Source organism: Actinomadura atramentaria DSM 43919, from assembly GCF_000381885.1.
Classification (GTDB): Bacteria; Actinomycetota; Actinomycetes; order Streptosporangiales; family Streptosporangiaceae; genus Spirillospora; species Spirillospora atramentaria.
In genome coordinates, this window is sequence record NZ_KB907213.1 from 31,493 (window position 1) to 46,367 (window position 14,875).

Annotated in this window: 16 protein-coding genes and 1 riboswitch; of the genes, 7 read left to right on the forward strand and 9 right to left on the reverse strand. The window is 74.9% G+C overall.

Features of this window, described 5'->3' with window-relative positions; translation table 11 throughout:
* Positions 1-62 precede the first annotated feature (62 nt).
* A riboswitch (cobalamin riboswitch) is annotated at positions 63-226 on the forward strand.
* 46 nt (positions 227-272) lie between these two features.
* Positions 273-893: a 5,6-dimethylbenzimidazole synthase gene (gene bluB / locus G339_RS0115605; protein ID WP_026341479.1), complete on the forward strand. Its 621-nt coding sequence runs from the start codon at positions 273-275 to the stop codon at positions 891-893.
* Here the strand turns inward: bluB and G339_RS0115610 are convergent.
* Positions 878-2,320, reverse strand: coding sequence for an MFS transporter (locus tag G339_RS0115610; protein WP_051107855.1), 1,443 nt, complete (start codon positions 2,318-2,320; stop codon positions 878-880). The genes bluB and G339_RS0115610 overlap by 16 nt on opposite strands.
* A 24-nt stretch (positions 2,321-2,344) precedes the next feature.
* On the opposite strand from G339_RS0115610, the gene G339_RS0115615 reads away from it, so the two are divergent.
* Together G339_RS0115615 and G339_RS36730 are read left to right on the forward strand one after the other, a co-directional pair.
* Positions 2,345-2,806: a MerR family transcriptional regulator gene (locus tag G339_RS0115615; protein WP_019632020.1), complete on the forward strand. Its 462-nt coding sequence runs from the start codon at positions 2,345-2,347 to the stop codon at positions 2,804-2,806.
* Between the two features lie 125 nt (positions 2,807-2,931).
* Positions 2,932-3,354, forward strand: coding sequence for an excalibur calcium-binding domain-containing protein (locus G339_RS36730; protein ID WP_019632021.1), 423 nt, complete (start codon positions 2,932-2,934; stop codon positions 3,352-3,354).
* A gap of 3 nt (positions 3,355-3,357) precedes the next feature.
* Here G339_RS36730 and G339_RS0115625 read toward each other — a convergent pair whose 3' ends face one another.
* Positions 3,358-3,891 (reverse strand): TIGR04222 domain-containing membrane protein, encoded by a 534-nt coding sequence (locus G339_RS0115625; protein ID WP_019632022.1) that lies wholly within the window; start codon positions 3,889-3,891, stop codon positions 3,358-3,360.
* 53 nt (positions 3,892-3,944) lie between these two features.
* The gene (locus tag G339_RS0115630) at positions 3,945-4,331 is read right to left on the reverse strand and encodes a hypothetical protein (RefSeq protein WP_019632023.1); all 387 of its coding nucleotides are present in this window, start codon (positions 4,329-4,331) and stop codon (positions 3,945-3,947) included.
* A gap of 125 nt (positions 4,332-4,456) precedes the next feature.
* Here G339_RS0115630 and G339_RS0115635 point away from each other — a divergent pair, with 125 nt between their 5' ends.
* A complete protein-coding gene (locus G339_RS0115635) occupies positions 4,457-5,665 on the forward strand; it encodes a sensor histidine kinase (RefSeq protein ID WP_019632024.1) in 1,209 nt (402 codons plus the stop codon).
* Complete coding sequence (locus G339_RS0115640; RefSeq protein ID WP_026341481.1) at positions 5,650-6,297, forward strand: response regulator transcription factor; 648 nt, start codon at positions 5,650-5,652, stop codon at positions 6,295-6,297. The genes G339_RS0115635 and G339_RS0115640 overlap by 16 nt, the downstream gene beginning before the upstream one ends.
* Here the strand turns inward: G339_RS0115640 and G339_RS40860 are convergent, their stop codons facing one another.
* Entirely contained in the window at positions 6,298-6,429 is a 132-nt protein-coding gene (locus tag G339_RS40860) for a hypothetical protein (protein ID WP_019632026.1), read from the reverse strand.
* Between the two features lie 179 nt (positions 6,430-6,608).
* On the opposite strand from G339_RS40860, the gene G339_RS0115650 reads away from it, so the two are divergent.
* Both G339_RS0115650 and G339_RS0115655 read left to right on the forward strand, forming a co-directional pair.
* Positions 6,609-7,235, forward strand: coding sequence for a TetR/AcrR family transcriptional regulator (locus G339_RS0115650; RefSeq protein WP_019632027.1), 627 nt, complete (start codon positions 6,609-6,611; stop codon positions 7,233-7,235).
* A 287-nt stretch (positions 7,236-7,522) separates the two neighbouring features.
* Positions 7,523-7,993 carry a hypothetical protein gene (locus G339_RS0115655; protein WP_157407728.1) on the forward strand — a complete coding sequence of 157 codons (471 nt, stop codon included), beginning with the start codon at positions 7,523-7,525 and terminating at the stop codon, positions 7,991-7,993.
* Positions 7,994-8,003: 10 nt separating this feature from the next.
* Here G339_RS0115655 and G339_RS0115660 read toward each other — a convergent pair whose 3' ends face one another.
* The 5 genes from G339_RS0115660 to G339_RS0115680 all read right to left on the reverse strand — a co-directional run bounded on the left by G339_RS0115660 (position 8,004) and on the right by G339_RS0115680 (position 14,868).
* Entirely contained in the window at positions 8,004-8,651 is a 648-nt protein-coding gene (locus tag G339_RS0115660) for a pentapeptide repeat-containing protein (RefSeq protein ID WP_157407729.1), read from the reverse strand.
* An 11-nt stretch (positions 8,652-8,662) separates the two neighbouring features.
* Complete coding sequence (locus G339_RS0115665) at positions 8,663-10,453, reverse strand: ABC transporter ATP-binding protein (RefSeq protein WP_019632030.1); 1,791 nt, start codon at positions 10,451-10,453, stop codon at positions 8,663-8,665.
* The gene (locus tag G339_RS0115670) at positions 10,450-10,632 is read right to left on the reverse strand and encodes a hypothetical protein (RefSeq protein WP_019632031.1); all 183 of its coding nucleotides are present in this window, start codon (positions 10,630-10,632) and stop codon (positions 10,450-10,452) included. Before G339_RS0115670 ends, G339_RS0115665 begins: the two co-directional genes overlap by 4 nt.
* Positions 10,633-10,798: 166 nt before the next feature.
* Entirely contained in the window at positions 10,799-13,036 is a 2,238-nt protein-coding gene (locus G339_RS39435; protein WP_019632032.1) for an ABC transporter transmembrane domain-containing protein, read from the reverse strand.
* Between the two features lie 110 nt (positions 13,037-13,146).
* Positions 13,147-14,868 (reverse strand): hypothetical protein, encoded by a 1,722-nt coding sequence (locus G339_RS0115680; RefSeq protein ID WP_019632033.1) that lies wholly within the window; start codon positions 14,866-14,868, stop codon positions 13,147-13,149.
* Positions 14,869-14,875 lie beyond the last annotated feature (7 nt).

Genomic DNA, 14,875 nt, shown 5'->3' on the forward strand with positions numbered 1-14,875 from the left:
CGCCGGTCAGCCGGAGGACGGCGGTCGCGGGCCGGATACAGTCGGCGGCGGCATGAACTGAGCGAGGTGCCCCATCCGGGGAGAATCGGGAAGCCGGTGTAAATCCGGCACGGGCCCGCCGCGGTGACCGGGGAGCCGCCGTCCACGCGCGCACGCGCAGCCACTGGCCGCAGGCCGGGAAGGCGGACGGGCGGGCGCTGATCCGGGAGTCCGAAGACCGGCCTCGCGCCGGCGGCCGCCGACCGGCGGCCCGGAGCAGCGGGAGCCTGCCCATGAGCACCGATCTTTACGACGTCATCGGCCGCCGACGCGATGTGCGCGCCGAGTTCACCGGCGCGTCCGTCCCGGACGACGTCCTCGACCGCGTCCTCAACGCCGCGCACGCCGCGCCCAGTGTCGGCCTTTCGCAGCCGTGGGACTTCGTCGTCGTGCGTGATCTGGCCGTCCGCCGCTCCTTCCGCGACCACGTCGAACAGGAGCGGGCGGCCTTCGCGGCGACGCTGGACTCGGACGAGGCGAAGGTTTTCGCGCGGATCAAAATCGACGGCGTGCTGGAGTCCGCGCTGTCGGTCGTCGTGACGTACGACCCGTCGCGCGGCGGCCCCGCCGTGCTCGGCCGGCACGCCATCGCCGACACCGGCCTGTACTCGGTCTGCCTCGCGATCCAGAACCTCTGGCTGGCGGCGACCGCCGAGGACCTCGGCGTCGGCTGGGTGTCGTTCTACCGGGAGCCGTTCCTGCGCGAACTGCTGGGCATTCCGGACGGAATCCGCCCGGTCGCGTGGCTGTGCCTCGGCCCGGTGACGCGGCTCCGGACGACGCCGGACCTCGAACGCCACGGCTGGCGCCGCCGCCGTCCACTCGACGCGGCGGTCCATCACGACCGCTGGTGAACGCGGTCGACGTCCGCGAACAGCGCCGCCGCGCGGGCGGCCGTGGCGGCGGCGCGGCGGCCGGTGCTGAGCAGGCCGAGGACGGCGATGCCGACGCCGAGCCCGAGCAGCGTCCACCAGACGCCGCGCTCCGCACCGGCGAACGCGGTCCCGCCGCGCGCCGCGGCGGAGCCGCCGATCGCCCCGGCGAGCGCGACGCCGAGGGTGGTGCCCGTCTGCCGCCCGGCGGACGCCAGCGACGCGGCCACGCCCGCCATCGAACGCGGCATTCCGGACACCGCCGTGTTGCTGACGGGCGGGTTGACGGTGCCGAGGAACACGCCGAACAGCAGATAGACGGCGAGCACGACCGGCAGCGGGGTCGCCGGGCCGAGCGCGAGCGACGCGGCCCCGCCCGCCGCGAGCGCCGTCCCGGCGACGACGAGCGGCAGCCGGGGACCGCGCCCGCCGACGAGCCGTCCGGTGACCGGGGACAGCGCGACGACCAGCACCCCGACCGGGAGCAGGCACAGTCCGGCCGCGAGCGCCGACATGCCGCGTACGTCCTGGAGGTACTGCGTGGTGACGAACAGGAACGCGCCGAACCCGCACAGCGCGAACAGCGCCATGAGGATCGCCGAACTGAACGGGAGGCTGTGGAAAAGCCGGAGTTCCAGCAGCGGGTCCGCGCGGCGCGGCTCGTACGCGGCGAGCGCCGCCGCGCCGAGCACGGCCGCCGCGAGCAGGCCGAGGACGGCGGGCGAACCCCAGCCGAGCGTCCGGGACTGGATGACGGCGCAGACCGTCCCGCCCAGCACCAGGACCACGAGCGCCTGGCCGACCGGGTCGAACCGGCGCGCGCGGGCCGCGCGGGACTCGGGGACGAACAGCGCGGCGCCCCCGAGCGCGGCGGCCGTGACCGGCACGTTGATCCAGAAGACGGCGTGCCAGCCGAAGCCGTCGACCAGCGCGCCGCCGAGGATCGGCCCGAGCGCCAGCGCCAGGCCGGACATCGAACCGAACACGCCGATGGCCCTCGCCCGCTCGGCCGGTTCGGGGAATGTGCTCGCGACGATCGCCATCGCGACGGGGTTGAGCATCGTGCCGCCGACCGCCTGCACGGCGCGGGCGGCGATCAGCCAACCGGTGCTCGGCGCGAGCGCGCACAGCAGCGAGCCGGTGCCGAACACGGCGAGACCGAGTTGGAAGACGCGGCGGCGGCCGAACCGGTCGGCGGCCGATCCGGCGAGGACGAGGAATCCAGCGAGGACGAGCGTGTACGCGTCCACCGTCCACTGGAGACCGGTCAGTGAAGCGTGCAGGTCGTGCCGGATCGCGGGCAGGGCGACGTTGACGATGGAGATGTCCATCACCACGACGACCATGCTGGCGCAGCAGACGGCGAGCACCAGGATGCGGCGGCGAGGATCGAGCCCAGAATCAGACATGACGGAGAACGTAGGATTTAGAGCGTGCTCGAAGTCAACAAGCCGTCCGACGAGATCCCCGCGGGCGGGCTGAGCATCGCCGAAGCCGCGCGCCGCACCGGGGTCAGCGTCCACACGCTGCGCTACTACGAGCGGGCGGGACTCGTCGTCACCCCGGTGGACCGCACGCACGGCGGGCGGCGCCGCTACCGCCGCCTCGACCTCAAGTGGATCAAGGTCTGCACCGGGCTGCGGGCGACCGGGATGCCGATCCGGGGAATCCGCCGCTACGCGGAACTCGTCGCGGCGGGAAGCGGCAACGAGGACGACCGGCTCGACCTGCTGGAGGCGCATCGCGACCAGGTGCTCGCGCGGATCGCCGAGCTGCGGGAGAACCTGCGGGTCATCGACCACAAGATCGACGTGTACCGGGGGCGGCTGGAGGCCGGGGACGCGGACCGGCTCTGGGCTCCCGTCCCGGACGGGACCGAGCGCGCCGGGCCCTAGCGCGCCGAGGCGAGGCGGCCCATGAAAAGTCCGGAGGCCGGTGTCGGCCAGGCCGCGGGGTGTGAACCGGGGTCGGAGGTCGGGCGTCACAGGAGCACCCCCCGCCCTGACCTCCAGGAGCGCACATGTATTCACCGACGCCGCCCGCGCGCGGCGGGTTTCCCGCGCTGCCCGTCCTGCTCGGGGTGGGCGGGCTGGTGTTCGGCCTGATCGCGGGGTGCGGCGCGGGGTACGGGATGGGCGCGGCGGACACGACGGCCACGCCGCGGCCGCCGGCGCGCGCCGCCGAGGTCGCGTCCGCGCCGGTGGCGTCGACCCCGCCCGCGCCGAAGAAGGTCCGGGTGACGGTGACCGTCACGAAGACCGTCAAGCCGAAGCGGACGCACTCCGCGCCCGCCGCGCCGCCCGCGCAGCCGCGCACCGATCCGCACTTCGGGACGTGCGCGGCGGCCAACGCGGCCGGATACGGGCCGTACCGGCAGGGCGTCGACCCGGAGTACGACTGGTACACGGACCGGGACCACGACGGAGTCGTCTGCGAGTCCTGAGCGTCAGGGGAGGCCGCCGCTGTCCCCGGAGCGGTCCGGGGCGTCGTACGGGCCGGCGTGGTCGGGCCAGCGGCGGTTCTTCGGCAGGAGCGAGGCCGCGGGCGGCGGGTCGGGGGTCTCGAAGATCCGGCGGACGCGGGGGTCGGCGATGCCGGGAACACCCAGCACCGCCGTCCGTCGCTCGGTGGTGACGTCGCTGGTCAGGCTCCGGCGTAGGCGGCGTCCTCGGGACGTCAGCCGGGTCGGCAGGAGGCGGTGCGCGACGACGCCCTCGGCGCGGAGGGCGGCGGCGAGGCCCGCCACGGCCGTCGCGGACGCGACGTCGCGGAGCACCGCGCGCAGGACGCGGCCGGTGTCGGGGACGGCCGCGAGCGCAGCCGCCGTGATCGGGTCGTCCGCCTCCCGCGCGAGGACCGAGACGCGGTGCCCGCCGGACGAGATCCGGACGCGGCCCGCGCGTTCCAGCTCGACCAGCGCGACGAGCGCCACGCGTTCCGGCCCGCCGCAGACGTACGCGGCCTCGTGCAGACCTGTCATGTCGGGCTCCCCTCACAGAATGGGACGCGTGCCCGTTCTGTCTGGTTCGCCGGTCAGGGCCGGGCTTCCGGCCTGCTGATGGGGAACGCGGTCGCCGCGAGGATGAGCGCGCACGCCGTCTGCACGACGACGAACCACACCGGCAGCCCGGGGAACACCACGTCGACCACCACGATCGCGGGCGGCAGGACGCGGGTGAGGGTGCGCACCCGCTCGTACGCCCGGCGGCCGCCGCGCTCGGCGCGGCCGGTCAGCCAGTGGAGGACGGCGGCGCTGGCGAGGACGGCCGCCGCGCGGCTCCACATGAACGGGGTCGCGGTCCGCCCGGTCGCCGCGAGGACGGCGACGCCGCCGAGCAGCAGCGCGCTGAGCGCGCCGTAGCCGCCGAGCAGGCCCTTGACGGTGCGGTACGGGGTGTTCTGGTGTGTCGTGGTTTCCATGTCACGGAACGCTACGAAGGTCGCGTCCGGTGGGGTATCCGGCCAGACCCACGGCCGGGTGGGGCCAGGCCCACTCCTGCGCTGACCTGGGCGGCGAGTGCCTCCGTCTGGGGCACAGTGAGGGCATGAAACAGTTCGTTTCCGGATTTGCCCGGTCGGCTGCGGCGGCGGGCGTCGCGCTGCTGATCCCGGCGGTGTGGGCGGCGTTCGCCGCGCTCGGAATCTGGTGGGCGGGGTCGAACCCGTGGGTGTGGATACCGCCGGTGCTGTGGGCGTGCATCTCGACCGTCCTGCTCGCCCGTTTGGTGTGCCGGATGACGCGCGGTCTCGTCGCGCGGTGGACGGGCACCGAGATCCCGGACGGGTACTGGAAACCCGCGCCGCTGGTGCAGTTGTCCACCGGGTACTGGTGGAACGGCTTCACGTACACGAAGAACCGCCGTCAGTCGTTGCAGGAGCAGGAACTTCGCGTCCGGTGGTTCGATCCGGCGAACTGGCGTGACCTGCGGTTCGTTCTGGTCGCGCCTGTTGCGGGTCTTGTCGCGGCCATTCCGGTGCTGGGTTTGGCGGCGTTGGTTCTGCCTACCGGTGTGGGGCGCGTCGCGGGTGTGGCCGTCCTCGCGAGTCCGTACACGTGGCGGCCGTTCGTTGCGGTGGCGCGGCGCTTCCTGCGTCCGTCCCGCGCGATGGCGCTGGCCGAACGGGTGGACGAGCTGACCGCCCAGCGCGCCGACATGACCGTCGTGCAGGCCGCCGAACTCCGCCGCATCGAACGCGACCTGCACGACGGCGCGCAGGCGCGGCTCGTCTCGCTCGGACTGTCCCTCGCGACCGCCGAGAAGCTGCTGGAGACCGACCCCGGGCGGGCGCGGGCGCTGCTGGCGGCGGCGCGCGGCGACGCGGCCGCGTCGATCGGCGAGCTGCGGGAACTGGTGCAGGGGATCAGCCCGCCGGTGCTGGGCGAGCGGGGGCTGGTCGACGCCGTCCGGCTCCTCGCGCTGGACAGTCCGCTGGACGTCGCGGTACGCGCCGACGAACTGCCGCGTCCGGAGGCACCGGTAGACGCGGCCGTGTACTTCGCCGTCGCGGAGATCCTGACGAACGCGGTGAAGCACGCGCGGGCGTCCCGGGCGACCGTCGCGCTGGCCGGGGACGGCGCGGAGATCGCCGTCGTGGTCGAGGACGACGGCCGGGGCGGCGCGGTCGAGCGGCCCGGCGGCGGACTGGACGGGCTGCGCCGCCGCCTCGCCGTCTTCGACGGGACGCTGGAGATCGACAGTCCCGCGGGCGGGCCGACCCGTGTCAGGATTGCGGTGCCATGCGTGTCCTCGTAGCGGAAGACCTTTATCTCCTGCGCGACGGCATGGTCCGGCTGGTCGAGGCGTACGGGCACGAGGTCGTGGCGACGGCCGCCACCGGGCCCGAGACCCTCGACGCGCTGCGCGAGCACCGCCCGGACGTGTCCGTCGTGGACGTCCGCATGCCGCCGACCCAGACCGACGAGGGGCTGCGGGCCGCGCTCGCCGCGCGCCGGGAGATGCCGGGTTTGCCGATCCTGATCCTGTCCCAGCACGTCCAGCAGTTGTACGCGCGCGAGCTGCTGGCGGACGGGTCCGGCGGCGTCGGGTACCTGCTCAAGGAGAGCGTGTTCGACGGCGACCAGTTCGTCGGCGCGCTGGAACGCGTCGCGGGCGGCGGGACCGCGATGGACCCGGCCGTCATCGCCAAACTGCTGACCGGCACCGCCCCGGGCGGCCGGCTCGACCGGCTCACCGAGCGCGAGCGGTCGGTGCTGGAGCTGATGGCGGAAGGGCTGTCCAACCAGGCCATCGGTCGGCGGCTGTTCCTCAGCGAGAGCGCGGTCGGCAAGTACACGACGTCGATGTTCGGGAAGCTCGGCATCCTCGACGACCAGGACGGGAACCGGCGCGTTCGAGCCGTCCTCGCGTACTTGAACAGCGCCTGATCACGGCACGGCGGACCCGGTGTGCGCTGGGGGCTGCGTGTGGGCGAGCGTGTGCGCGGGCGGCGGGACGAACACCGCGAGCAGGGCGGCGGCTCCGACGATCAGGGCGATCAGCCGCGGCGGGCGGGTCATGGGGATTCTCCCTTCCTTGGTGGCCTCACTTTCGAAGGTAGAGAGCGGAAGTCGGGGCCGACAGCGGCTCAACCACCGTTTCCGGGGTGGGGCCAGCCCCACCATCACCCCGGTTTGAGCGATTGCTCAACCACCTGCGCTAGGCTCGCTTGAGCGAACGCTCAAACAGGAGGGGTCCGATGGCCGACACGCGGGAGAAACTGCTGGCCGGGGCGCTGGAGACGGTGCGGGAGCGCGGTATCGCGGGCACGTCCGCGCGGGCCGTCGCGAACACGGCGGGGGTCAACCAGGCGCTCGTCTTCTACCACTTCGGGAGCATGGACGACCTGCTCGCCGCCGCGCTGCGGCACGGGGCGGAACAGCAGGTCGCGCGGTACCGGTCGCACTTCGCGCGGGTGACGTCCATCGGCGGGCTGGTGGAGTTGAGCCGGGTGCTGCGGGCGGACGAAGAGGCGGAGCGGAACATGACCGTCCTCGCGCAGCTCCTCGCGGGCGGGCGCGCCAATCCCCGGCTGCGGGAGGCGACGGCGCAGGGGCTCGACCTGTGGGTGGCGGAGCTGCGGCCCGTCCTGCGGCGCGTCCTGGCGAACACGCCGCTCGGGGAGTTCGTGGACACCGACGGGCTGGCGCGCGTGCTCGCGGCGTCGTTCATCGGCCTGGACCTGTACGGGGGCGTGGACGAGACGTCGGCGGCCCGCGCGACGCAGTCCCTGGAGCAGTTCGCGGTCCTGCTGACCGCGCTGGACGACCTCGGCCCCGTCGTGCGCCGCGCCGTCCGCGCCCGCCTCCGCCGCACGGGCCGATGACCGCCGCCCCGCCGCCGTCCGCGCCCGACCCCGAGCGCCACGCCGCGAAACCCGCCGAAGCGCGTGCGGACGCGGCAGCCGCGTCAACCGCCGCACACGGCGACCCGCAGCCGAACGCCCCCGTTGCGCCGGCCGCCGTGGCCAGCGGCCCGCAGCGGCCTGACGCCGCACCAAGCGGCCCGCAGCAGTCGGGCGTCGCCTCCGCCGGACCGCAGATGGGAGCTTTGGTTTCGGCGGACGTCGGGCCGTCCGCTGTTGGTCCGACGCCGGACGTCGGGTGTGCCGGGGTGGGGTTCGTTGATTCGTCGACGGGAATCGTGCGGGGGCCGGGCGGTGCGGGATTGCTGTTCACCGCGCTCGTTGGGACGCTCGCGCTGCCGTTCTTGCAGTGGGTGGGGTTCTTCGCGGTGACGTCGCCCGGCGATCTCGGCGAGATCCTGCCGAGCGTGTTCGGTTGCGTCGTGCTCAACGCCTTCGCCGTGCTGGTGACCGGCGTCATGTGGGAGGGAGCGCCGCGCGTGGTCGCCGGGCCGTTCCGCTGGGCGGCGCTCGTCCACGTCTCGGCGGCGGCGCTCGCGTTCCCGGCGTCGTTCGTCGCGCTGTTCCTCGGCCTGCCGGGCTTCGCCGCCGCCGAGGCGGGCCTGACCGTCCTGACGGCGCTCGCGCTGACCCGGCTCCCCGGCGCACGCGCCGCCCGCGCCGTCATGGCGGCCCCTTGGGCGCTCTACCTCGGCGGCCTCGCGATCGTCTCCCTGTGACGGGCCCGCGTCAGGGCTCGATCGTGATGCCGAGGGCGGCGGCGAAAGCCGGGAGGAGGGCTTGGGCGTCGGCGGCGGACAGGATCGCGCCGCGCAGGTTCTCGACGCCCGCCACGTCCCAGAGGTCGCAGCCGGTGAAACGGGCGTCGGTGAGGTTCGCGCCGCTGAACTGGGCGCCCGCGAGCTTGCAGTTCTCGAAGCGGACGCCGCGCAGGTCCGCGTTCTGGAAGTTGGCCTCCTCAAGGTTGCAGTCGCGGAACAGAACGCGCTTGAAGCGGCCGTAGCGGAAGCTCGAAAGGTCGGCGCGGCAGCCGTCGAACAGGACGTCGCGGAATCCGCACTCGACCCAGTGCGCGCCCGTCAGCCGACAGGACGTCACCGCCGTGTTGAACAGGCGCGAGTCCAGGAAGCGGGCGTTGGCGAGGTCGCAGCCGGTGAATTCGACGTCCGCGAGTCCGGCGTTGCGGAGGCGCGAGTCCGACAGGCGGACGTCGGTGAAGCGCACCCGCTCGAACTCGACGTCCTCGGCGTCGCGGCCCACCAGGTCCGCGCCCGCGTAGTGCAGCGACAGGTAGACGCCGTCGTCGCGCAGGTCGTCGTCCAGCGGGGACGCGGCCGCGGGCCGCGCGGGGATCTTCGGGGGTGTCGGTTCGGCCATGCGGACGGACCCTATCCGGCGCGCGCGCCGGACCACGCCTCCCAGAGGGCGGCGTAGCGGCCGTTCGCGCGGACCAGGGCGTCGTGCGGGCCGTCCTCCACGATGCGGCCGTCCGCCAGGACGACGACGCGGTCGGCCTCGGCGGCCTGGTTGAGGCGGTGCGCGACGACCAGGGCGGTGCGGCCCCGCAGGACCTCCGCCGCGGCGGCGTCGAGGCGGCGCGCGCCCGCGCTGCCCGCGTCGGCGGTGGCCTCGTCCAGGACGACGACGGCCGGGTCCGCCAGCAGCAGCCGCGCCAGCGCGAGCTGCTGCGCCTGCGTGGTGGTGAGCCGGTGGCCGCCTTCGCCGACGACGGTGGCGAGGCCGTCCGGCAGGGCGTCCGCCCACTCCAGCGCGCCGACCCGGTCGAGGGCGGCGCGGAGCCGGGCGTCGTCTGCGGCGGGGTCGGCCAGCCGCAGGTCGTCCGCGAGCGGGCCCGCGAAGACGTGGACCTCCTGGGTGACGAGCGCGACGTGGCGGCGCAGCGCGTCCTCGCCGAGGTTTTCCACAGGCGCGCCGCCGATTTCGAGCCGGCCCGCCCCGGCCGGATGGACGCCCGCGACGAGCTTGGCGAGCGTCGTCTTGCCCGCGCCGCTCGTCCCGACGAGCGCGACGTGCTCGCCGGGCGCGACGGACAGCGTCACGTCGTGCAGCACCTCGTAGCCGGGCGCGTACGCGAACGACACGCCGCGCACGTCCACCGAGCCGTCGCGCGGCTCCGCGCCGCCGCCCCCGGCCGCGACCGGCGCGTCCGCGACGCCGACGAGCCGCGCGAGCCCGGCGGCGGCCTCCTGCGCTGTCCCGAACTGGCCGAGCAGCGTGTTGATCGGGTCGAAGAGGCGGTGGAAGTACAGCGCGGCGGCGGCCGTCGCGCCGACCGTCACCGCGTCGGACCCGACGAGCAGGTACCCGACGCCGAGGATCGCCGCGAGCCCCACGAACTCGGCGGAGTTGAGCCGCCCGTAGAAGCGCGTCGCGAGCCGGTTCGCGGCGAGCGCGTAGCCGAGGGCGTGGCCGGACCGCTCCTCGACGGCGGCGACGTGCCGGTCCCCGAGGCCGAACGCGCGGATGGTGTCCGCGCCGCCGACCGAGTCCAGGAGCTGCTGAGTCCGGGCGGACGACGCGGCGCGCTCGGCGGCGAACAGCGGCGTCGAGCGCTTCAGGTACCAGAACAGCGTCCGGAGCTGGATCGGGGCGGCGAGCAGCCCGGCGAGCGCGAACCGCCAGTCGAGCGCGGCGAGGCCGACGAGCGTCAGCGCGATCGTCAGGCCCGCTCCGGCGATGGCGGGCAGCGCGGAGCGGACGGCGGTGGCGATGACGGCGACGTCCCCGGCGACGCGGGCGACCAGGTCGCCGCGCCCGGCGCGCTCGACCCGGTCCAGCGGGAGGCCGAGGGCGCGGTCCACGACGCGTTCGCGCAGGCCCGCGAGCATCGTCTCGCCGAGCCGCGCGACGAGCGCGTTGCCGAGGCCGGTCAGCGCGGCCTGCCCGACCGCGGCGGCGACGATGAGCAGCACGGGGACGGTGACGGCCCCCGCGCCGCGCCCGTCCAGGACGACGTCCACGAGGTGCCCGAGGATCGGCGGGACGACGAGCCCGCACGCGGTCGCGGCGACGAGCGTCCCGAATGCGGCGACGGCCAGGCCCCGATGCGGCCGCAGCAACCCGCGCAACGCCCGCCGCGTCTCAGCGCGTCCCGCAACGGGCAACGCGTCGGCCTGCCTGTCGGGCAGGGCGGCGGGCGAGATGTCGGGGGCGGTCATGCGATCACCAGGTCCCGGTCGGCCGGTTCGGCGGCGAGCGTCACGAGGGCGGCGGTCAACCCTCGCTGCGGGCGCAGCAGTCCGCGCGGCGCGCGGCACGTCTCAGCCCGGCCCGCGACGGGCAGCGCGTCAGGCAGCGCACCGGGCGACGCGTCGGGCAGCGGCGCGGGGGTGGTCATGCGATCACCAGAGGTTCCGGTAGGTCGGCGGCGGTGAGTGTCGCGAGGGGGGCGGTGGCCAAGCGGCGGTGCGGACGCGGGGGGCCGTGCGGGGCGCGGCGGGTCTCGGGCCGGCCCGCGACGGGCAGGGCATCGGGCAACGCATTGGGCAGCGGCGCCGGGATGGTCATGCGATCACCAGGGCTTGGTAGGTCGGGTCGGTGGCGGCGAGGACGGTGTGGGTGCCCTCGGTGCGGACCGCTCCATCGGTGACGAGGAGGACGCGGTCGCAGGCGGCCAGCAGGGCCGGGCTCGTCGCGACGATGACCGTGGTGCGGCCGGTGCGCAGGGCGCGGAGTCCGGCGGCGACGCGCGCCTCGGTGGCGGCGTCCACGGCGGTCGTCGGGTCGTGCAGGACGAGGACGGCCGGGTCGGCGGCGAGGGCGCGGGCCAGCGCGACGCGCTGCCGCTGCCCGCCGGACAGCGAACCGCCGCGCTCGGAGAGGACGGTGTCGAGGCCCTCGGGGAGCGTCGCGGCGACCTGGTCGGTGTCGGCGGCCCGGATCGCCGCCGCGACCCGCCCGTCGAGCACCCCGTCGAGCACCCCGTCGAGCACCCCGCCGCGCGCACCGGCCGGAGCGGCGACGCCCGCGCGGACGTCGGCGGAACGGGCGTCCGTGTCGTCGGCGGGGTCGGCCCGACAGGCGTCCGTGTCGTCGGCGGAACCGACGCAACGGGCGTCGGTGTTGGCGGCGGCGGTAGTGGCGGAACGGACGTCGGCGGCGGCACCAGGTCCGTCGGGTGCGGCGACATCGGCGGGGACAGCGGAACGGGCGTTGGTGCTGTCTGCGGCGGAAGCGCCGGGGCCGGTGGGGGCGGTGGCGTCGGCGCGAGCGTCGGCGGCGGGGACGGCGGAACGGAGGTCGGCGTTGTCCGCGGCGGAACGGGCGGTGGAGCGGGTGTGGGCGTTGTCGTTGGCAGTGTCGGTGGAGCGGGCGTCGGTGTTGTCTGCGGCAGGGGCGGCGGGGCGGGTGTCGCTGTTGGCGCTGGGGTCGGTGGGGGTGGCGGCGGCGCGAGCGGCGGGGGTGGTGGAGCGGGTGGCGGTGGAGGCGGCTGCGGTGATGTTCGTCAGTACTGTCTCGGCGAACAGGGGGGCGTCGTGGCGGGCGACGAGGAGGGTGCGGCGGGCCGCGTCGGGGGAGAGGTGGGCGACGGGGGTTTCGTTTACGTGGACCGCGTTGGCCGGGGTGTAGGGCGCGTCGGCCAGGGCGTCGATGAGGGCGGCCGCCGTGCCGGTGTCGGCGGCGACGCCGAGGATCTCCCCGGCCCGTGCTGTGAAGCGAAGGCCGTCCACGGTGACGTCGAGGACGCCGTCGCCGGTCGGGGCCGGGCCGCCGCCGTCGTGGCGGGGCGCGGCGTGGACGTCCGCGACGCGCGCCGCCGACGCGCGGCCCCGCGCCAGCAGCGCGCCCATGACCGTCAGCGCCGACAGCGGCCCGAGCAGGAACTGCGCCAGCCCCACCGCCGCGACCAGGTCCCCGACGCTGATCCGGTGCTCGGCCGCGAACCGCCCGCCGACGAGCGCGACGAGCGCGAGGAAGCACAGCGTGAGCAGCATCGTCGCCGACGAGTACAGCGCCTCGGCGTGCGCGGCGCGCAGCGTGGCGCGCAGCGAGCGGCGGCTGGCGGCGCGGTACCGGTCGGCGGCGGCGCGCTCCCCGCCGACGCCCTTGAGCACCCGCAGCCCGGTGACGAGGTCGGTCGCGAGCCCGGCGGCCTCGGCGGCGCGCGACTGCTCCGCGCCCGAGCGGCGTTCCAGCGGCCCGCCGAGCCGCTGGATGAGCAGCAGCAGCGGCGGCGATCCGACGAGCACGAGCAGCCCGAGCGGCACGGAGATCCGCAGCAGCGCGACCGCGACGACGATGACCGACACGAGCGCCGCGCACGTCCGGGGGACGGCGTTGAACACCTGCCCGACGCGGTCGGCGTCGGCGGACGCGACCGACACCAGCGCGCCCGTGCGCCGCGCCGGGTCGGGCCGGGTGCGCGGATCGAGGACGACCCCGGCGATGCCCGTCCGCAGCCGGTGCGCGGATTCCTCGGCGGCCCGCCGCGCCAGCCGCGACCCGAACCGGAACGACAGCGACAGGACGAGGAACAGCCCGGCGAGCCCGCCGAGCCACAGCAGGATCGCGCGGCCGTCCTGCGGCGCGACGGCGTGGTCGATCACCGCGCCGATCGCGACGGGCACCAGCGCCTCGCAGACCTGCCACGCCATGAGCAGCAGCGCCGCGCCCGCGACGGGCCGCCGCGCCGCGCGCAGCGCGTGCCGCAGGACGCCGCTCGCGGTGGCGCGTCCGTCCGCGGGAGTCGCGGCGGACGGCGGCGGTTCCGGGCGGGGTCGGGGAACCGGCTCGGAGCCCATACGGCGTCTCTCCTTCGGCGGCGGGGGTCGCGCGCCGGCGGAGAGGAAGGCGCCGGGCCGCGCGGGTTTGGACAGGCTAACCTAACCCGCGCGGTGACCCGGCCCGCAGGTCAGCGGATCGCGAACCCCGCGAGCGCCGTGGAGATCGGCTCCGGCTTCCCGTCGTTCTGGACGGCCGACGCCGTCAGGACGTCGAGGTGCTGGTACCCGGGCGCGATGACGTCGCCGGGCTGCGGGCTGCGCGCCCCGATCCCGTCGCCCGCCTCCAGGTTGATGACGGGGTTCGCCGTGATGCCGTCCGGATGGACGGCCCCGTCCGCGACACCGGGCGCCTTGGCCAGCGAGATGTCGGTGACGAGCCGCGTCGGGAAATAGTCCTCGGTGAAGTCGATCGGGTGCTCGGCCAGGCTGCGGGCGAGTTCGCGGATGTCGGTGACCTCCTTGGCGGGGGTCGTGAACGGCTGGCCGTCCTTCGCCTTGGCGACGTTCTTCAGCGCGTTGTAGTTCTGCCAGCCGTAAACAGGCCCGTTGGGCGTGGCGAACATCGCCTTCCGCTCGGTGCCGAGCAGGTTCGCGAACGCGCCGTTCCCCGAGAGGATGAGGTCGTTGGGCAGCGGGAAGTCCTTGTCCACGACCGGGCCGCCGGTGACGAAACCGACGCTGGCCTGCAAGAAGGCGAGCGGCTGCGAATTGTCGTCCAGCAGGCCGCCGAGCGCCGCGTCATTGGTGAAACGGAAGTCCTGCACCTTCGGAGTTCCGGAGACGAACGTCGCGAAGTCGCGGGAGAACAGCAGCCGGAACGTCGTTTCGAGGTTGAAGCTGGACGGGATGTACGTCGCGAGGTCGGACCGGGCGTCCGGCGCGACGTCGGCGGCGAGACCCGCGATGGCCAGCAGGTTCATCGTCTCGGGGTTGATGACGGCGGGCAGCGCGAGCGCGCGCGGGACGATTCCGGCGTCCAGTCCGGCCTTCACCGCGTCCGCGCCGGACTTCAGCAGCGGAACCGCGTCCTCGGGCAGGTCCCCGAGGCCGAGCGCGGACGTGGAGACGCGCGTGTCGAGCGCGAAGTACCCGCCGCACTGCGCGTATCCCGCGTCGTCGGTGGTGGCGGGATTCCCGTCGAAGTCCCATTCGGCGAAGAACCCGGTGATCGTGCCGCCGAGGGAATGGCCGCCGCACAGGACCTTGTCGCGGCGCGTCCGCTGGTCGGGGAGTTCGGCGCGCAGCAGGTCGTACTGGTCGCGGACGGTCTGCTCCAGCCCGACGTTCCCGAGCCATTTGAGCTGGTCGTTGCCCTGGTACCCGGCGAAGACGCGGCCGTCCACGGCCTTCTTCCGGTAGTAGTAATCGACGGCCGTGTGCGGGTCGCGGGCCTTCAACCCGGCGAGTACGCCGGTGTTGTCCTCCAGGCAGTTCGAGCGCCGGTCCAGCGCCCAGAACTCGATGTGCTTCCCCTTTTTCGCGGCCTCCGTGATCGTGTTGCGCGCGACGCTGTCGAATGCCGCCGCGCCCTCGAAGATGCCGGGCTGCGCGACGAGAACCCGGTCGGCGTCGGCCGACGCGGCGGGCCCGTTCTTGTCGCGGAACCGCAGGTAGGAGACCCAGTCGCAGTCCGCCGGATGCGTGCCGACCGACGCGGGCAGCGGGATCTTCACCCGCACGACGCTCTCCGCGACGCCGGTCACGGGCGACGAGTTCGTCGTGACGGGCGTCTCCTCCCGCGCGGCGGGCGCGACGGGCGCGGCGACCGCCGACGGGACGGGCGGCACGGCGGCGAGCAGGAGCAGCGTTCCGCCCGCCGCGCAGGCGGTACGGCGGGTGGGGAACCGCATCGGTGTC

Excerpts from the sequence above, each read along its gene's own strand:
- bluB (WP_026341479.1), top strand. The coding sequence starts at position 273 with ATGAGCACCGATCTTTACGACGTCATCGGCCGCCGACGCGATGTGCGC.
- G339_RS0115650 (WP_019632027.1), top strand. The coding sequence starts at position 6,609 with ATGGCCGACACGCGGGAGAAACTGCTGGCCGGGGCGCTGGAGACGGTG.
- G339_RS39435 (WP_019632032.1), bottom strand. The coding sequence starts at position 13,036 with ATGGGCTCCGAGCCGGTTCCCCGACCCCGCCCGGAACCGCCGCCGTCC.
- G339_RS0115670 (WP_019632031.1), bottom strand. The coding sequence starts at position 10,632 with ATGACCACCCCCGCGCCGCTGCCCGACGCGTCGCCCGGTGCGCTGCCT.
- G339_RS0115640 (WP_026341481.1), top strand. The coding sequence starts at position 5,650 with ATGCGTGTCCTCGTAGCGGAAGACCTTTATCTCCTGCGCGACGGCATG.
- G339_RS0115625 (WP_019632022.1), bottom strand. The coding sequence starts at position 3,891 with ATGACAGGTCTGCACGAGGCCGCGTACGTCTGCGGCGGGCCGGAACGC.
- G339_RS0115610 (WP_051107855.1), bottom strand. The coding sequence starts at position 2,320 with ATGTCTGATTCTGGGCTCGATCCTCGCCGCCGCATCCTGGTGCTCGCC.
- G339_RS0115665 (WP_019632030.1), bottom strand. The coding sequence starts at position 10,453 with ATGACCGCCCCCGACATCTCGCCCGCCGCCCTGCCCGACAGGCAGGCC.
- G339_RS0115660 (WP_157407729.1), bottom strand. The coding sequence starts at position 8,651 with ATGGCCGAACCGACACCCCCGAAGATCCCCGCGCGGCCCGCGGCCGCG.
- G339_RS0115635 (WP_019632024.1), top strand. The coding sequence starts at position 4,457 with ATGAAACAGTTCGTTTCCGGATTTGCCCGGTCGGCTGCGGCGGCGGGC.
- G339_RS40860 (WP_019632026.1), bottom strand. The coding sequence starts at position 6,429 with ATGACCCGCCCGCCGCGGCTGATCGCCCTGATCGTCGGAGCCGCCGCC.
- G339_RS0115630 (WP_019632023.1), bottom strand. The coding sequence starts at position 4,331 with ATGGAAACCACGACACACCAGAACACCCCGTACCGCACCGTCAAGGGC.
- G339_RS36730 (WP_019632021.1), top strand. The coding sequence starts at position 2,932 with ATGTATTCACCGACGCCGCCCGCGCGCGGCGGGTTTCCCGCGCTGCCC.
- G339_RS0115680 (WP_019632033.1), bottom strand. The coding sequence starts at position 14,868 with ATGCGGTTCCCCACCCGCCGTACCGCCTGCGCGGCGGGCGGAACGCTG.